The organism is Palleronia sp. THAF1, assembly GCF_009363795.1.
Lineage (GTDB): Bacteria > Pseudomonadota > Alphaproteobacteria > Rhodobacterales > Rhodobacteraceae > Palleronia.
The window spans coordinates 2,710,722-2,724,712 of the sequence record NZ_CP045420.1; the positions used below are offsets into that span (position 1 = coordinate 2,710,722).

Consider the following 13,991-nt stretch of genomic DNA (forward strand, 5'->3'; position numbering starts at 1 on the left):
CCTGACTGTCGGATCGAGCCGACGGCTAAAGTGTAAACTTATGTGGACACTTTAGGTGTCAGATGTCAACGTCCAAGCCATGTCCAATTCCCGTGTGATCGTCGTCGGTGCCGGTATGGGCGGCCTTTCCGCTGCCATGCGTCTGGCCGCGTCGGGCTGCGATGTTACCGTTTTTGAGTCGGCCTCCGCTCCCGGCGGCAAGATGCGCACGCTGCCCTCTGACGCGGGGCCGGTGGATGCGGGACCGACGGTACTGACCCTGCGCGATGTGTTCGATGACCTGTTCACCGACTGCGGGATGCGGCTAGACGATCATGTGACGCTGGAGGCTGAAACGGTCCTCGCGCGGCACTTCTGGCCCGACGGTAGCAGGCTTGACCTGCACGCGGATCACGACCGTTCCGTCAAGGCGATCCACGATTTCGCGGGGGCGAGGGCCGCCAAGCAGTTCCGCGCGTTTCACGCCGAAACCGACCGCCTGTTCCGCGCCTTCGACGCGCCAATGATGCGATCCGCCAAACCGTCCCTGGTCTCGATGATCCTGCGCGTCGCCGCCGATCCTGCCCTGATGCGCGCAATGACGCCCCTGTCCACGCTGGCCCAGCGGTTGGGGCGGCGCTTCGATGATCCGCGCCTTGTTCAGTTATTCGGGCGCTACGCCACCTATGTCGGCGGTCTGCCGCAGCAGGTGCCGGGGTTGCTCGCGCTGATCTGGCAGGCCGAGTCGCGTGGGGTTTGGCGGGTTCAGGGCGGAATGCACAGGCTCGCCCGCGCCATGGCGGATGCGGCTGAACGGCTTGGCGCTACCGTCGTTTACGACACCCCCGTGGCACGGATCGAAGATGGGCCTTTCGTGGTGCTGGCCGATGGCACCCGCCACCCAGCCGAACACGTCGTCTTCAATGGTGACCCGCGCGCACTGCGGCAAAGCCTGCTGGGGCCCAATCCCGCCCACGCAGTGAAGCAATCCGCCACCGAACCGCGCAGCCTGTCGGCTGAGGTCTGGGCCTTTGCCGCGACGCCCCACGGCCCGGACTTGCACCACCACAACGTCTTCTTCGGCGCGGACTACACGACCGAGACCGAATTACTCGCCCAAGGCGGCGTCCCTCACGACCCCACCGTCTACATCTGCGCGATGGATCACGGGACCGGGCGCACGCCGCCCGCCCTTGAACGGTTCGAAACCATCGTGAACGCCGCCCCCCTGCCCCACGACGACTCAGAGGCCCCATGCTACAATCAAACCTTCCAGACGCTGGCCGAACGCGGCCTGACCTTCACGCCGACGCCGAACCCGGCGACCAGAACTACACCGCAGGGGTTCGCGGCGCTGTTTCCGGGCTCTCTCGGGTCGATCTACGGGCGATCCCCATCGGGAACGATGGCGGCCTTCCAGAGACCGACGGCGCGAACGGCGATGAAGGGGCTGATCCTTGCGGGGGGCGGGGCGCATCCGGGCGCGGGGGTGCCGATGGCGGCGCTTTCCGGAAAGCAAGCGGCAGAGGCGATCATCAGCGCCCGAACTTCGACATTGCCGTCCCGCCGGACGGCTACGCCTGGTGGTACGTCGACGGGATCAGCGACGACGGTTCGCGCGCCGTCTCGATCATCGGGTTCATAGGATCGGTCTTTTCGCCCTGGTATCGCTGGTCCGGGCGGCGCGATCCGGAAAATCACTGCTGTATCAACGTCGCCACCTATGGGCCGAGCGGGCGGTTCACCATGACCGACCGGGGCCGCGCGGCGTTGCGTCAGACGCCGGATCAACTGACCGTCGGTCCATCGTCCATGCGGTGGAAGGGCGACCGGCTGGTGATCGAAGTGAACGAGATCAGCGGCCTGCCCGTCATCAGCCGCGTTGTCGGAACCATCACGGTCACACCCAGTGCGGTAACGGACCAAGAGCTGTTGCTGACCGATGACGGCGCCCATGTCTGGCGCCCCTTCGCCCCTGTGTCGCGGATCGAGGTGGACTTGGGCAAGCACGGCCAATGGTCCGGCCACGGATACTTCGACGCCAACTTCGGCACCCGCGCGCTGGAGGCGGATTTCGACTACTGGACATGGGGCCGCTACCCCACGTCGCAGGGCGCGTCCTGCTTCTACGACGCCACCCGCCGCGATGGCAGCGAACTGGCGGCGGGCTTCGTGTTCGGCGCGGATGGGACGGCGACAGAGGTGACGCCGCCGCCGAAACGCCCCATGCGCCGCTCGCTCTGGACCGTGCGGCGCGAGACACGGGGGGACGCGGGAACCAAACCGAAACAGGTGAAAGCCATGCTCGACGCGCCGTTCTACTGTCGCGCGGCGGTAGAGACGGTGATCGACGGAGAGACCACGACCGGCGTGCATGAGGCGCTTGACCTGAACCGCTTGCGCGGGCCGTGGCTGATGCCGATGCTCGCCGTCCGTGTGCCACGCCGGGCGGGGTGGCGGTTCTAGGCGCCTATCGCGCCAATGCCTCTGCCTCGATCTCGAACATCAGGCTTGGAATGGCGAGACGAGTGACACCCAGCAACGTCATGGGAGGGGTGTTGCCCGTTGGTCCGAACCGCTGGCCCATGAGATCGAAGTTTGCGAGGGCCGCATCGACGTCGGTCGCGTAAACGCCGAGGCGGGTCACGTTTCCAAGCCCCATGCCACCAGCCTCCAGCACGGCCTGCAGATTATCCAGCGCAAGAGCGATCTGGCCGCGCATGTCGCCGGGATGCTGCGGCGCGCCTCCGGAATCCACAGCCGTCTGGCCGGAGCAGATAAGGCGGCGGGTTGCGCCTTCTATGATCTCGGCCTGATTGTAGCCAAGCGAAAGGGACCAGTCCCAAGGGTTCACGGGTGTACGTTGCATGACAATTCTCCTTGTCGGGTTGCGATGCCACGACCTAGAGTCAAAAGGTGTCATATCTTGTCACCATACAGACGCGTGGAGCGCGATGACCGTTCGCCACCGCCAAGATGCCATCATCCGCCACTTGCGCCGGAACGGGTCAGCCACGGTTGCCGAACTGGCTCAGGTTGTCGGCGCATCCAGGCGCACGGTCTTGCGAGACATCGGCGCGCTGCGCGAAGAGGGCTACGTGATCGACACCGATCCGGGCCGCGGCGGGGGCGTACGACTTGACGCGCAATCGGTGCGCACAATTGCGCGTTTGTCGGTATCAGAGGTCTTCGCGTTGATCCTTGGCATCGCGGCAATGCGAGCCGCCCGCAGTCTGCCATTCCAGAGTCTTGCCGACAGCGGGCTCGCCCGGATCGAGGCGGCACTGCCCGCTGACCGATTGCGCGACCTGCGGGAATTCATGGCGTGCCTCTACGTAGGTGAGATTCCACCCCGGCAGGACTTATCGAATGTCGGCCAGATGGACCCCGATCTTCTGTCCGCCTTCGAGGGCGCATTCCTGCAGCGTCAGCACCTGCGGTTCACCTACACGGATGCCAAGGGCCGGCAAACCGAACGCATCGTCGAGCCGCAGGCGATGCTGATCCTGCCGCCGCTGTGGTATATGGTGGCCTGGGACCCGGCGCGCGATGACTTCCGGCACTTCCGCATGGACCGGATCGCCGTTCCCGAACGGGTCGAGGGCACCAACTTCCGCCGACGCCATGTTCCATTCGCCGCCGATGTCAGCCCCTACAGCGGCCTGCCACCCTACTCTCCGTCGTCGAGCGGTGCGTCCTGAGCGGGTTCGACCGTGCGGGCGTCGTCCACATCCCGTCGCTTGGTCTCGTCTGGTTCGGACAAGCTTCCGACCCGCCCCTCGATCTGCGTCCGGCCAGAGACGTTGAAGGTCTGCGTCTTGCCGTCTTTCGATTCGCCCAAGAACAGCGTCTGGTGCGGGAACGGGATCTCGATACCGCGCTCATCGAAAATGCGCTTGCAGATCTCGTTGTACTCGCGACCGACGCCCCATTGCGTGCCCGGGATACACTTTATGCGAGCTCGCAAGATCACGGCGCTGTCCGCCAGTGCCTGAACGCCGAACCACTCGAAGTCGCCGATAACATTACCGCCGAAGGCCTCCCCCGCGCGAAGTTCGTCGAAGGCATCGGTCATGGCGACTTTCACCTCGTCCACGTTCTCACGGTAGGCGACGCCCATATCGCAGAGGAAGTAACCGAAATCGCGCATGTAGTTCGACACCATGTCCACGCTGCTGAACGGGATGATGTGATAGACGCCGGAGACGTCGCGCAGGCTGACCGAGCGGATCGTCAACCGCTCTACCGTGCCGGTTATGCCACCCACGGTGATGACGTCACCCACGTTGAAGGCATTTTCGAACTGGATGAACAGACCGGTGATGATGTCCTGCACGAACTTCTGCGCACCGAAACCGATGGCCAGACCCAGCACACCGGCAGAGGCCAGAAGCGGCGCGATGTTCAGCCCGATCTCTGCCAGCACGAACATCAACGTGATGATCAACAGTGTGATCGTGCCCGCATTGCGCGCCAGCGACAGCAACGTCTGCTCGCGGCTGGTGGCGATGGTGCCGTATTGTGGATTCAGCCGGTAGTCCACGAAAGACGTCAGCGCGACCCAGATGGCGAAAGCCACCAGCAGGATCAGCGTCACCGAAATGAACTTGCCGGTAAACCTTAGTCCCATCTCGCTGCTCAGCCATTCGGTGAAGGATACCAGGTTGATGGCGTTCAGCGCGAACAGGATCACGAAAGCGACGATGATAAACCGCAGAACGGCAAGCGCTTTCGGCACGAACCGGTTCAGGCGGGTTTCCAGCAGCGGAAGACGGTCCCTCGTGGATGCCGGGATCTGGATGCCATTCTGCATCACACGGGTCAGAAACGTGCTAAGCGCGACACCGGCCAGAACCACCAGCACCACTTGCCCAGAGGTCGCTAGCGAGCTGAAGACCAGATTGGGTGGGCTGGCGAGCACGATGATGAACATCGCGAAAAGGTAGGCAAGCACCGGCCAGTGCCAGTGGCGTGCCAGCCAGCCCAGACCACCACGCTTGCGCACGATGCCCTGATCGCCCGTCAGCCAATCCGCGAGCTTAGTACGATTGCGCAGCACCATGATGACGGCAAAGGCCAGAACCAGCAGCGCTATGAACGCCGTCAGAGCCGATCCGGCTGCGTAGGACACCTCTTGGTTGACGACCGGCACCAGTAGAAGCTGCCCGTAGCCAACCAGCGACACCATAAGGGACACCCAAGCGTTCAAGCCTGTGGCTGTATCGTCCTTCATGGGCAGTAGGCGCATCTGACCGGCGGCGGGCGACAGGATCATCCGCACGCCCACTCGGATCACACCGACGATCCAGAAGGCGTTCAGGAACAACGTCTGGCGAATACCGATTTGGCCCACCTCGCCCAAGGCAAGTACGGCAAGGGCATAGCCGAACGCCGTCGCCACCACGACAAGCAGAAGGTCGATGATCAATGATATGATGAAGATCACGATCTTCATCATCGTCGAACTGCGCTCGACTTTGGAATTCAGCCGCCGAAACGCAAGCATCGCGATGCGGCGCAGAATGTAAAAGATCGCCACGGTGCCGACGAAAAGAACCAGCAACTCTCCGAAGGACTCGATGAAGAATGCCGCGTTCAGGCCGGACAATCCGCCGAAGATGTCCGGAAGTCGGTCAATCGCGCCAAGCACGTCCTGAATGCCGTTCGCGGCGGACTGCGCCGCGTCCTGCGTGAACTGGGCCACCTTTCGCGCAACCGATATCTGCGAGGACGGATCGATGATGTCCGGGATATCCGCCTCTTCCGGGGCAGCCTCTGCCTTTAGCCGTTCGATCAGATCGGCGCGGACCGTATCGTTTTCCAGCACGTCTATCAGGGTCTGCAATTCGGTCGCGCCGGTCTCTGCCGTCGCATCGTCCTGCGCCATGGCGGATGTGCCAATGACAAGAAATAGCGGCAGAATCAGCAGCCGAAGCAACTTTGCGGAAAGGGCCATGAAGGGGCTCCGTCGGATGGGGTCAGGTGGCGATGGGGCGGGCCCGGTTCAGCCGCCAAACCTCGAAATTAAGCGCGAATGCGATGGTTACCCACACAAGATACGGCACGAACAAAAGACCGGCGATCCAGTCGAGTTGCCAGAACTGCCAAAGCGTTCCGGCCACCGACAGCCACAGGATGCCGATGACGACCAGTCCAGCCTTGGTGTTGTGCAGCCCGAAGAAGACCGGCGTCCACAGCGTGTTGAACGCGATCTGCACGGCGAAGATCGCCATGGCGTGACCCGTCGTGTCCAGCGGTGCTGCTCGAGCGCCAGCGACCGCGATGCAGATGTAGAGGACCGTCCACGTCACCGGGAACACCCAGTTGGGCGGCGTAAAGCCCGGTTTGCGCAGCTCATCGTACCATTTGCCCGGCTGGAACATCGCTCCGGTCGTGGCGGCACCGGCGCAAGCCAGCAGAAAAATGAAGAAAAGGGTCCAGTCCATGGGATGCCAGATACGCCGTTCGCGCCCCGCGTCCACCCCACGCATGGCGGGATATGGGTTGAACAAGGCGTGACCGGCCCGATAACTGCGCGTGAAGCCTGTAAAACCGGAGCCGCGCCATGAGCCTGAACACCTACGGACACCTCTTCCGCGTCACCACTTGGGGCGAAAGCCACGGCCCTGCCCTGGGCGCGACGGTGGATGGCTGCCCGCCGGGTGTGGCGCTGACCGAGGCTGACCTGCAGGTCTGGATGGACAAGCGCAAACCGGGGCAAAACCGCTATACCACCCAGCGGCAGGAAGCGGATGCGGTGGAAATCCTGTCGGGTGTCTATGAGGGCCAGACCACGGGCACACCCATTCAACTGGCGATCCGCAATACGGACCAGCGCTCGAAGGACTATGGCGACATCGCCGAGAAATTCCGCCCCGGCCATGCCGATATCACCTACTGGCAGAAATACGGCATCCGTGATCCGCGCGGCGGCGGGCGGTCTTCGGCGCGCGAGACGGCGGCGCGCGTGGCTGCGGGCGGGGTGGCGCGGGCGGTGCTTGGGTCGATGGTGCCGGATATGAAGATCACCGGCTACATGGTGCAGATGGGCCCGCACCGCGCGGACCCGTCGCACTACGACTGGGACCAGATCGAACAGAATCCCTTTTGGACCCCCGACGCCGAAGCCGCCGAGGTCTGGGCCGCCTACCTCGACGCGCTGCGCAAATCGGGCGACTCGGTCGGCGCGTTGATCGAGGTCCGGGTATCCGGCGCACCCTCAGGCTTGGGCGCGCCGGTCTATGCCAAGCTCGACACCGATCTTGCCGCAGCGATGATGTCGATCAACGCCGTGAAGGGTGTCGAGATCGGCGATGGCATGGCCGCCGCTCTATTGACGGGATCAGAGAACGCGGACGAGATCTCCATGGGACCGGACGGGCCGGTCTACGGCTCGAACCATGCGGGCGGCATTCTGGGCGGGATTTCCACCGGGCAGGATATCGTCGTGCGGTTCGCCGTGAAGCCGACGTCTTCGATCTTGACGACTCGCAAGACGATCACGAAGGCGGGCGACCCCGCCGAAATCATCACCAAGGGCCGTCACGATCCCTGCGTCGGCATCCGCGCCGTCCCGGTGGCCGAGGCGATGGCAGCAGCGGTGATGCTGGATCATTTGTTGCTCCACCGCGCGCAGGTTGGAGAGGGTCCGCGCGGTCGGATCGGTTAAGGGGGCGCTGCCCCCGCGCTTCGCGCTCCCCCGAGGTATTTCAAGAACGATGAAGCGTTAGTCAAAGACGATGACCTGCCGGATCGCCTCTCCGGCGGCGAGGCGCTCGAAACCCTCGTTGATGTCTTCCAGCTTGATCCGGTGGGTCATCAGCTTCTCGATCGGCAGGCGCCCCGCCATCATCAGTGCGGCGAAACGCGGAATGTCGCGCTTGGGGACGCAGGAGCCGACGTAGCTGCCCTTGAGGGTCTTTTCGCTGACGGTCAGAGCCGAAACCGGGATCGACAGCGCGTCGGCGGGGTTTGGCAGACCAGCCGTTACGGTCGTGCCGCCGCGTTTGGTGGCGTCCCACGCGAATTTCAGCGCCTTGGCAGAACCTGCCAGTTCCACCGCCAGATCGACGCCACCGCCGGTCAGCTTTTGCAACTGCTCCAGCGCGTCGGGCGCGGCCGGGTCGATGGCGTGGTGCGCGCCCAGCGACAGCGCCGTTTCGCGCTTGTCTGCCGCGATATCGACGGCGACCACCGGCTGCGCGCCGCCTGCGAGTGCGGCCAGCAGGCCCGCCAGACCAACACCGCCCAAACCGACGATGGCGCAGCTTTGCCCCGCCTTCAGCGCCCCGGAATTCAGCACCGCGCCCGCACCGGTTAGCACCGCGCAGCCAAGCAACGCGGCTTGCTCCAGCGGGATGTCGGTGGCGATCTTCACCGCGGATCCCTGGTCGATCACCACGCGGTCCGAGAAGGCCGAGACGCCGATGTGATGGTCGATCTTGGTGCCGTTCACGCTGATCTTGCGCTCTCCCGACAGAAGCGTGCCGCTGGCTGCGGCCCCGGCGGCGGGCTGACACAGGGCCGGGCGGCCTTCGGCGCAGGGCAGACACTGGCCGCAGGACGGCACGAAGACGAGAACAACGTGATCGCCGGGAGCGAAGCGGGTGACGTTTGCGCCGACCTCTTCGACGACGCCGGACGCTTCGTGCCCCAAAGCCAGCGGCATGACGCGCGGTCGGTCGCCGTTGATGGATGACAGGTCAGAGTGGCAGACGCCCGCCGCCGCTATCTTCACGCGCAAGTCGTTGGGGCCGGGGTCGTCCAGCATCGCCTCGACGATCTTCAGCGGCTGCGAGTCGGTATAGGGGCGCGGCAAGCCCATCTCGGACAGCATGGCGATACGTGTTCTCATCGGTCCCTCCCGTTTTGCCGGGATCATGGACCGAGCTTGCGGATCAGGCCAGCCCGTCTTCGTCCAGAAGCGTGCGGCCCGCGCGATCCTCGACCTCGATCACCCAGATGTCCGGGTCGGATCGGCGTTGGGCGGCAATGGCATCATCGACGTCACGCTCGGCCCCTGCGGCGAAGGTGATCCAGACGCGCGTATCGGTCTCGAAGTCCCACTGTCGCTGGAAGGCCTTTGCCTGACCGTCCAGCGTCGCGCATTTCACCAAAACCGCACCGGCCGTGTCGTCGCCGCGTGCCACCACGAAGGCGGGGATATCGGCAAGCGACAGCCGCCGCAGATAGGCTGCGACCCAAAGGCCACTGGCCAGCCGTGGGCTACTCGGCATCGCGGATATCGAGGCCCATTTCCGTGTAGCGGTCGGCATCGTCCAGCCAGCCGGGGCGGACCTTTACTTGCAGGAACAGGTGCACGGTGCGGCCCAGAAACTCTGCCATCTCGGCGCGGGCGGCCTGGGACACAGCCTTGATCGTCTCGCCCTTCTTGCCCAGCACGATTCCCTTGTGGCCGTCGCGAATGACGTAGATCAGCTGGGAAATCTTTACCGACCCGTCGTCCTTTTCCTCCCACGCCTCGGTTTCCACCGTCAGCTGGTAGGGCAGTTCCTGATGCAAGCGCAGGGTCAGCTTTTCGCGCGTCATTTCGGCGGCGATCATGCGCAGCGGCAGGTCGGCGATCTGCTCTTCGGGATAGAGCCACGGGCTTTCAGGCAGGCGTTCGGCCAGGGCGCGGCGCAGATCGTCGGTGCCGTGACCACGTTCGGCGCTGATCAGGAAGGTATCGGCGAAGGCGAAGCGGTCGTTCAGCTTCTTGGTCAGCGCCAGCAGGGCGGGCGATTCGACCCGGTCGATCTTGTTGATGGCAAGGATGACGCCTTTGGCCTCACGCTCTTCCAACGAGGCGATGACCGCTTCGACCCCGTCCGTCAGACCGCGATGTGCCTCGACCAGCAGGACCACCAGATCGGCGTCGGCGGCCCCGTTCCAAGCGGCGGCAACCATGGCGCGGTCCAAACGGCGACGCGGGCGGAACAGGCCGGGCGTGTCAACGAAGACCAGTTGCGCATCGCCCTCCATCGCCACACCCCGGATACGAGCGCGCGTCGTCTGAACCTTGTGCGTCACGATCGACACCTTCGCGCCGACCATCCGGTTCAGCAGCGTCGACTTGCCCGCATTGGGCTCTCCGATCAGGGCGACGAATCCGGCGCGGGTGGTCATGGGGCGTGTCCTTCGATGTCAGGCGGGTGGTTCTAGCCGGGATCGGCGGGCGGGACCAGAGGTCGCCAAGGTGTAGATGCCGCTGCCGACGATCAAGACCGCGCCGATCAGCATGATGGCGTCGGGGCGTTCGGCGAAGATCAAGAACGCCAGGATTAGCGCGACCAGCAAGCGAGCGTAACGGAAGGGGGCGACGACCGAGACCTCTCCGCTGCGCATGGCGCGTGTGAGAGCGGTATAGGCAAGGACACCGACGCACCCCGTGGCAAGCAGGCGGATCAGGGCGCGGGCGTCTGGCGCCTGGCTAACAGGCTCGAAAAGGGTGATGATTGCGCCCGCCAAGATGACCATGGCGAAGCCGGATGTGCCCAGCTGGCGTGCCGACAGGCTGGGGGCAGAAGCGCGGGTGGCCAGGTCTCGGCCCGCGAAGCCCAGCATCCCGCCGACGGCAAACAGAAGCGCGGGGCTGAAGTCCGCACCCCATGGCCGCAGGATCAACAGCACGCCCGCGAACCCGACTCCCATGGCCACCCAACGTGCGCGGCCAACGTGTTCTCCCAGGATCAGTGCCGCCCCTGCCGTCACGACCAGCGGCGCGGCTTGCAGGATGGCAGACGTCGTCGCGAGCGGCGCGAAGGCCAGCGCGAGGGCGAAGAACAGGCGTCCGCCGGTCTCACACACCGAACGCCACAGAAGCGGGGTGGAGAACAGGGCACGGGGCCAGACGGATTCGCGCGCGTGCATCGACAGCGCAACGAACAGCGCCGTCCCAACCAGCCCGAAGATCAACGTGCCGACTCCGGCAGAGACGCTGGCGGTGGCGGATTTGAACAGGGCGTCCTCGATCCCGAAGCCGATCATGGCCAGCACCATGAAGGCGCTGCCGATCAGGTTGGGCGATCTCATGGCGCGACGGGGGGTGTCATCCCTCGACCTGCGCCAGAAGGGCCGCCGCCGCCTTCTGCTGGGCCTCACGCTTCGACTTGGCCGTCGCCTCGGCAGTCTGTCCGCCCTTCAGCTTTGCCGCGATGGTGAAGACAGGCGCATGATCGGGGCCGCTTCGCGCGACCTCGACGTATTCGGGCGGGGGCAGCTTGCGGGCCTGCGCCCATTCCTGCAGCGCGGTCTTGGGATCGCGGGCATCAGCCTCAACCCCATCGATTCGTCCGCCCCAAAGGCGCAGGATCACCTGCCGCGCCGCCTCGAACCCGCCGTCCAGATAGACGGCGGCGATCACCGCCTCCATCGCGTCGCCCAGAAGCGCTTCCTTCCGCCGTCCGCCAGACATCATCTCTGACCGGCCCAGCCGCAGCACCTCGCCCAACTCAATCGACCGCGCGACCTCGGCACAGGCTTCCTTGCGCACAAGCGCATTGAACCGGGGGGCAAGCTGGCCTTCGGCGGCCTTGGTGTCGGCCTCCAGCAGCGCCTCTGCCATGACCAGCCCCAGCACCCGGTCGCCCAGGAATTCCAGACGCTGATTGTCCGGACGGGTGGCACTGGCGATAGAGCCATGCGTCAACGCACGGATCAGCAATTCGGGGCGGGCGAAGTCATGGCCCAACCGCCCCGCAAGCGCGGATTGCTCGGCCGTCAGGCTCACTCGATCTTCTCATAGAAACGGTCGGGACGCCACGTCCAGAAGAACAGCATGGACCGGCCAGCGGACGAAAAGATCACCCGGTCCGCGCGACCGATCAAGTTCTCGAACGGCACGAACCCGACGCCCATCGCGTTCTGGCTGACGCGGCTGTCGGTCGAGTTGTCGCGGTTGTCGCCCATGAAGAAGAACTGTCCTTCGGGCACCGTATAGACTGGCGTGTTATCCAGACGGCTTTCGCGGACGTTCAGGATCGAGTGGGCGGGGCCATCGGGCAATTGCTCGATGAACTTCTCCTTGATGCACTCTCCCCCCAGCGCCACGCCAGCGTTTGCGCATTGCGGCAGGTTGCCCAGTGGGCCCTGCTTCTCGAAGGTCTCGACGAAAGTGCCATCGGGCGTCTGCTCAGCGGCGCGATCGTTGATGTACAGCACGCCGTCGCGCACCTGCACCGTATCACCCGGCAGGCCGATCAGACGCTTGATGAAGTCGCTGCCCGTCACCGGATGGCGGAACACGACAACATCGCCACGGTCGGGTTGCGATCCGAACCAGCGACCGTCGATGAAGGTGCAGACAGAGAACGGGCAGGAATACTGCGAGTAGCCGTAGGTCATCTTGTTGACGAACAGGAAGTCGCCGACCAGCAGCGTGTCCTTCATGGACCCCGACGGAATCCAGAAGGGTTGGAAAAACAGCGTGCGGAAAATGCCCGCGATCAGCAGCGCAGAGACAACCGTCTTCACGGTCTCCAGAATGCCGCCGTCTTTTTCCTTGGCCATGCCGCGTGGTCCCCATTGGAATGCCGCGCTTCAATGGGCGGGGGCGGTGGTGGTGTCAATCCTCGGGGTCCGGCACGTCGGACGGATCGGCATAGAGGCGCAGCACGTCATCCTGCATCACCGGCCCGGCCCAGCCGAAGGGCGCATCGGCTGCGGCGGCAAAATCCTGCAGCGACAGACCGTGGTAGGCGAAATAGCGATCCCGCACGGCAGGGCGGCCGGCGGCAAAGATGACACGTTCGATCCCGGCCATGCCGATGGCGCCGACGCACATCTCACAGGGTTGAAGGGTCGTGACGATGGACGCTCCTTTCAGGCCCTTCTCCGGGTTATCGGCGGCGGCATTCGCCATCGCGACGATTTCGGCGTGGCGCGAGGGGTCGTCGTCCACATGCACTTCGTTATCGCCCCAGGCGATCACCTCGTCGTCCATCAGGATGGCCGCGACGATGGGCGCGCGGTCGTCGTGGCTTTCGCTGATCTCGAATGCGCGGCGGATGGCTTTACCCAAGGCGGCGCGCTCTGCGTCCGTCGGTTCGATCTGGTGGTCGGTGTCGGACATGAAGCCTCTCCTCGCTGTGACCCCGGCCAACGGCCCGGTCGGTACGCGGTTCCTGCGACTTCATCGTTCCGTAAATACCTCCGCCGGAGGCGGTTCTAACGGCTGACAGGCAGAGCCTCTATCACCACGAAGGCCTGCGCCCAGGGATGGTCGTCGGTCAGCGTGACGTGGATGATCGCCTCGTGCCCTTCCGGCGTCATCTGCGCCAGTCGGTCGGCGGCCCAGCCGGTTACATGCATGACGGGCTGGCCGGTCGGCAGGTTCGTCACCGCCATATCTTTCCAAGCGATCCCCATGCGCAGGCCTGTGCCCAGTGCCTTCGAACATGCCTCTTTCGCCGCCCAGCGCTTGGCGTAGGTGCCGGGGGTGTCCTGACGTCGCACTGCCTTGCGCTGTTCGGTGTCGGTGAACACGCGGTTGCGGAAGCGGTCGCCAAAGCGGTCGAGCACGCCCGCGATGCGCTCGATATTCGCCAGATCGGTGCCGATTCCCAAGATCATCGCGCGCGGATTACGCCAGTCTGCTGGTTTATGGTGATCGCCACGGTCGCAGGATCGCTGCCCGCGCCATTGTAGATGCCCACCGGAACCCGCAGCGTCAGACCGGTGGCGGCGTCGTAGCTGGACCGAACGCCTGTCAGATCGACGCCCGAATACCCGCTGTCACCGTCTTGCGTCAGAAGCTGACAGATCTGAAACGGCTGCTCCGGGTCCGGTGCCAGCACCATGACGTAGGACGAACAGCACGCGGGCTCGCCCCCGGTATCCAGCGACAGAAGCGAGATCGCGCCATTGGCGTAGGTGCGCGTGGCGTCCGCAAAGGGCTGCGTTAGATTGCGCGCATTCGCGGCGAAGTGGTCGCAGTCCACGAAGGACTGCGCCTGCGCGGTGGCGGGCAGAAAAAGCGTAAGGGCGATGACACGAAGCATGGGGCTCTCCTT

At 64.7% G+C, this 13,991-nt stretch carries 16 protein-coding genes; 4 read left to right on the forward strand and 12 right to left on the reverse strand.

Annotation, left to right across the window (positions count from 1 at the left end):
* The first annotated feature begins 79 nt into the window (after positions 1-79).
* Both crtD and crtC read left to right on the forward strand, forming a co-directional pair.
* On the forward strand, positions 80-1,624 hold the full coding sequence (gene crtD, locus FIU81_RS13550) for a 1-hydroxycarotenoid 3,4-desaturase CrtD (protein WP_124110565.1): 1,545 nt from the start codon (positions 80-82) through the stop codon (positions 1,622-1,624).
* Positions 1,579-2,445, forward strand: coding sequence for a carotenoid 1,2-hydratase (crtC, locus tag FIU81_RS13555; protein ID WP_124110783.1), 867 nt, complete (start codon positions 1,579-1,581; stop codon positions 2,443-2,445). The genes crtD and crtC overlap by 46 nt, the downstream gene beginning before the upstream one ends.
* A 4-nt stretch (positions 2,446-2,449) precedes the next feature.
* Here crtC and FIU81_RS13560 read toward each other — a convergent pair whose 3' ends face one another.
* Positions 2,450-2,848, reverse strand: coding sequence for a RidA family protein (locus tag FIU81_RS13560; RefSeq protein WP_124110564.1), 399 nt, complete (start codon positions 2,846-2,848; stop codon positions 2,450-2,452).
* Positions 2,849-2,933: 85 nt separating this feature from the next.
* Between FIU81_RS13560 and FIU81_RS13565 the strand changes: the two genes are divergently transcribed.
* Positions 2,934-3,680 carry a helix-turn-helix transcriptional regulator gene (locus FIU81_RS13565; protein WP_124110563.1) on the forward strand — a complete coding sequence of 249 codons (747 nt, stop codon included), beginning with the start codon at positions 2,934-2,936 and terminating at the stop codon, positions 3,678-3,680.
* Here the strand turns inward: FIU81_RS13565 and FIU81_RS13570 are convergent.
* Positions 3,650-5,935: a mechanosensitive ion channel domain-containing protein gene (locus FIU81_RS13570; protein WP_124110562.1), complete on the reverse strand. Its 2,286-nt coding sequence runs from the start codon at positions 5,933-5,935 to the stop codon at positions 3,650-3,652. The genes FIU81_RS13565 and FIU81_RS13570 overlap by 31 nt on opposite strands.
* A 22-nt stretch (positions 5,936-5,957) precedes the next feature.
* Entirely contained in the window at positions 5,958-6,425 is a 468-nt protein-coding gene (gene tspO, locus FIU81_RS13575; RefSeq protein ID WP_124110561.1) for a tryptophan-rich sensory protein TspO, read from the reverse strand.
* A gap of 119 nt (positions 6,426-6,544) precedes the next feature.
* On the opposite strand from tspO, the gene aroC reads away from it, so the two are divergent.
* Complete coding sequence (gene aroC, locus FIU81_RS13580; protein WP_124110560.1) at positions 6,545-7,648, forward strand: chorismate synthase; 1,104 nt, start codon at positions 6,545-6,547, stop codon at positions 7,646-7,648.
* A 57-nt stretch (positions 7,649-7,705) separates the two neighbouring features.
* On the opposite strand, the gene FIU81_RS13585 is transcribed toward aroC, so the two are convergent.
* The 9 genes from FIU81_RS13585 to FIU81_RS13625 all read right to left on the reverse strand — a co-directional run bounded on the left by FIU81_RS13585 (position 7,706) and on the right by FIU81_RS13625 (position 13,979).
* Positions 7,706-8,833 carry a zinc-binding dehydrogenase gene (locus FIU81_RS13585; RefSeq protein WP_124110559.1) on the reverse strand — a complete coding sequence of 376 codons (1,128 nt, stop codon included), beginning with the start codon at positions 8,831-8,833 and terminating at the stop codon, positions 7,706-7,708.
* A gap of 43 nt (positions 8,834-8,876) precedes the next feature.
* Positions 8,877-9,215 carry a DUF1491 family protein gene (locus tag FIU81_RS13590; protein ID WP_124110558.1) on the reverse strand — a complete coding sequence of 113 codons (339 nt, stop codon included), beginning with the start codon at positions 9,213-9,215 and terminating at the stop codon, positions 8,877-8,879.
* The gene (gene era, locus FIU81_RS13595) at positions 9,205-10,107 is read right to left on the reverse strand and encodes a GTPase Era (RefSeq protein ID WP_124110557.1); all 903 of its coding nucleotides are present in this window, start codon (positions 10,105-10,107) and stop codon (positions 9,205-9,207) included. The genes FIU81_RS13590 and era overlap by 11 nt, the downstream gene beginning before the upstream one ends.
* A gap of 18 nt (positions 10,108-10,125) precedes the next feature.
* Positions 10,126-11,013, reverse strand: coding sequence for a DMT family transporter (locus tag FIU81_RS13600; RefSeq protein WP_124110556.1), 888 nt, complete (start codon positions 11,011-11,013; stop codon positions 10,126-10,128).
* Positions 11,014-11,029: 16 nt separating this feature from the next.
* Positions 11,030-11,710 carry a ribonuclease III gene (rnc, locus tag FIU81_RS13605; protein WP_124110555.1) on the reverse strand — a complete coding sequence of 227 codons (681 nt, stop codon included), beginning with the start codon at positions 11,708-11,710 and terminating at the stop codon, positions 11,030-11,032.
* Positions 11,707-12,489, reverse strand: a complete 783-nt coding sequence (gene lepB / locus FIU81_RS13610; protein WP_124110554.1) for a signal peptidase I — start codon at positions 12,487-12,489, stop codon at positions 11,707-11,709. The genes rnc and lepB overlap by 4 nt, the downstream gene beginning before the upstream one ends.
* Positions 12,490-12,544: 55 nt before the next feature.
* The gene (locus FIU81_RS13615; RefSeq protein WP_124110553.1) at positions 12,545-13,051 is read right to left on the reverse strand and encodes a nucleoside deaminase; all 507 of its coding nucleotides are present in this window, start codon (positions 13,049-13,051) and stop codon (positions 12,545-12,547) included.
* Positions 13,052-13,146: 95 nt separating this feature from the next.
* Positions 13,147-13,551 (reverse strand): holo-ACP synthase, encoded by a 405-nt coding sequence (gene acpS / locus FIU81_RS13620; protein WP_124110552.1) that lies wholly within the window; start codon positions 13,549-13,551, stop codon positions 13,147-13,149.
* On the reverse strand, positions 13,548-13,979 hold the full coding sequence (locus FIU81_RS13625) for a hypothetical protein (RefSeq protein WP_124110551.1): 432 nt from the start codon (positions 13,977-13,979) through the stop codon (positions 13,548-13,550). The genes acpS and FIU81_RS13625 overlap by 4 nt, the downstream gene beginning before the upstream one ends.
* Positions 13,980-13,991 lie beyond the last annotated feature (12 nt).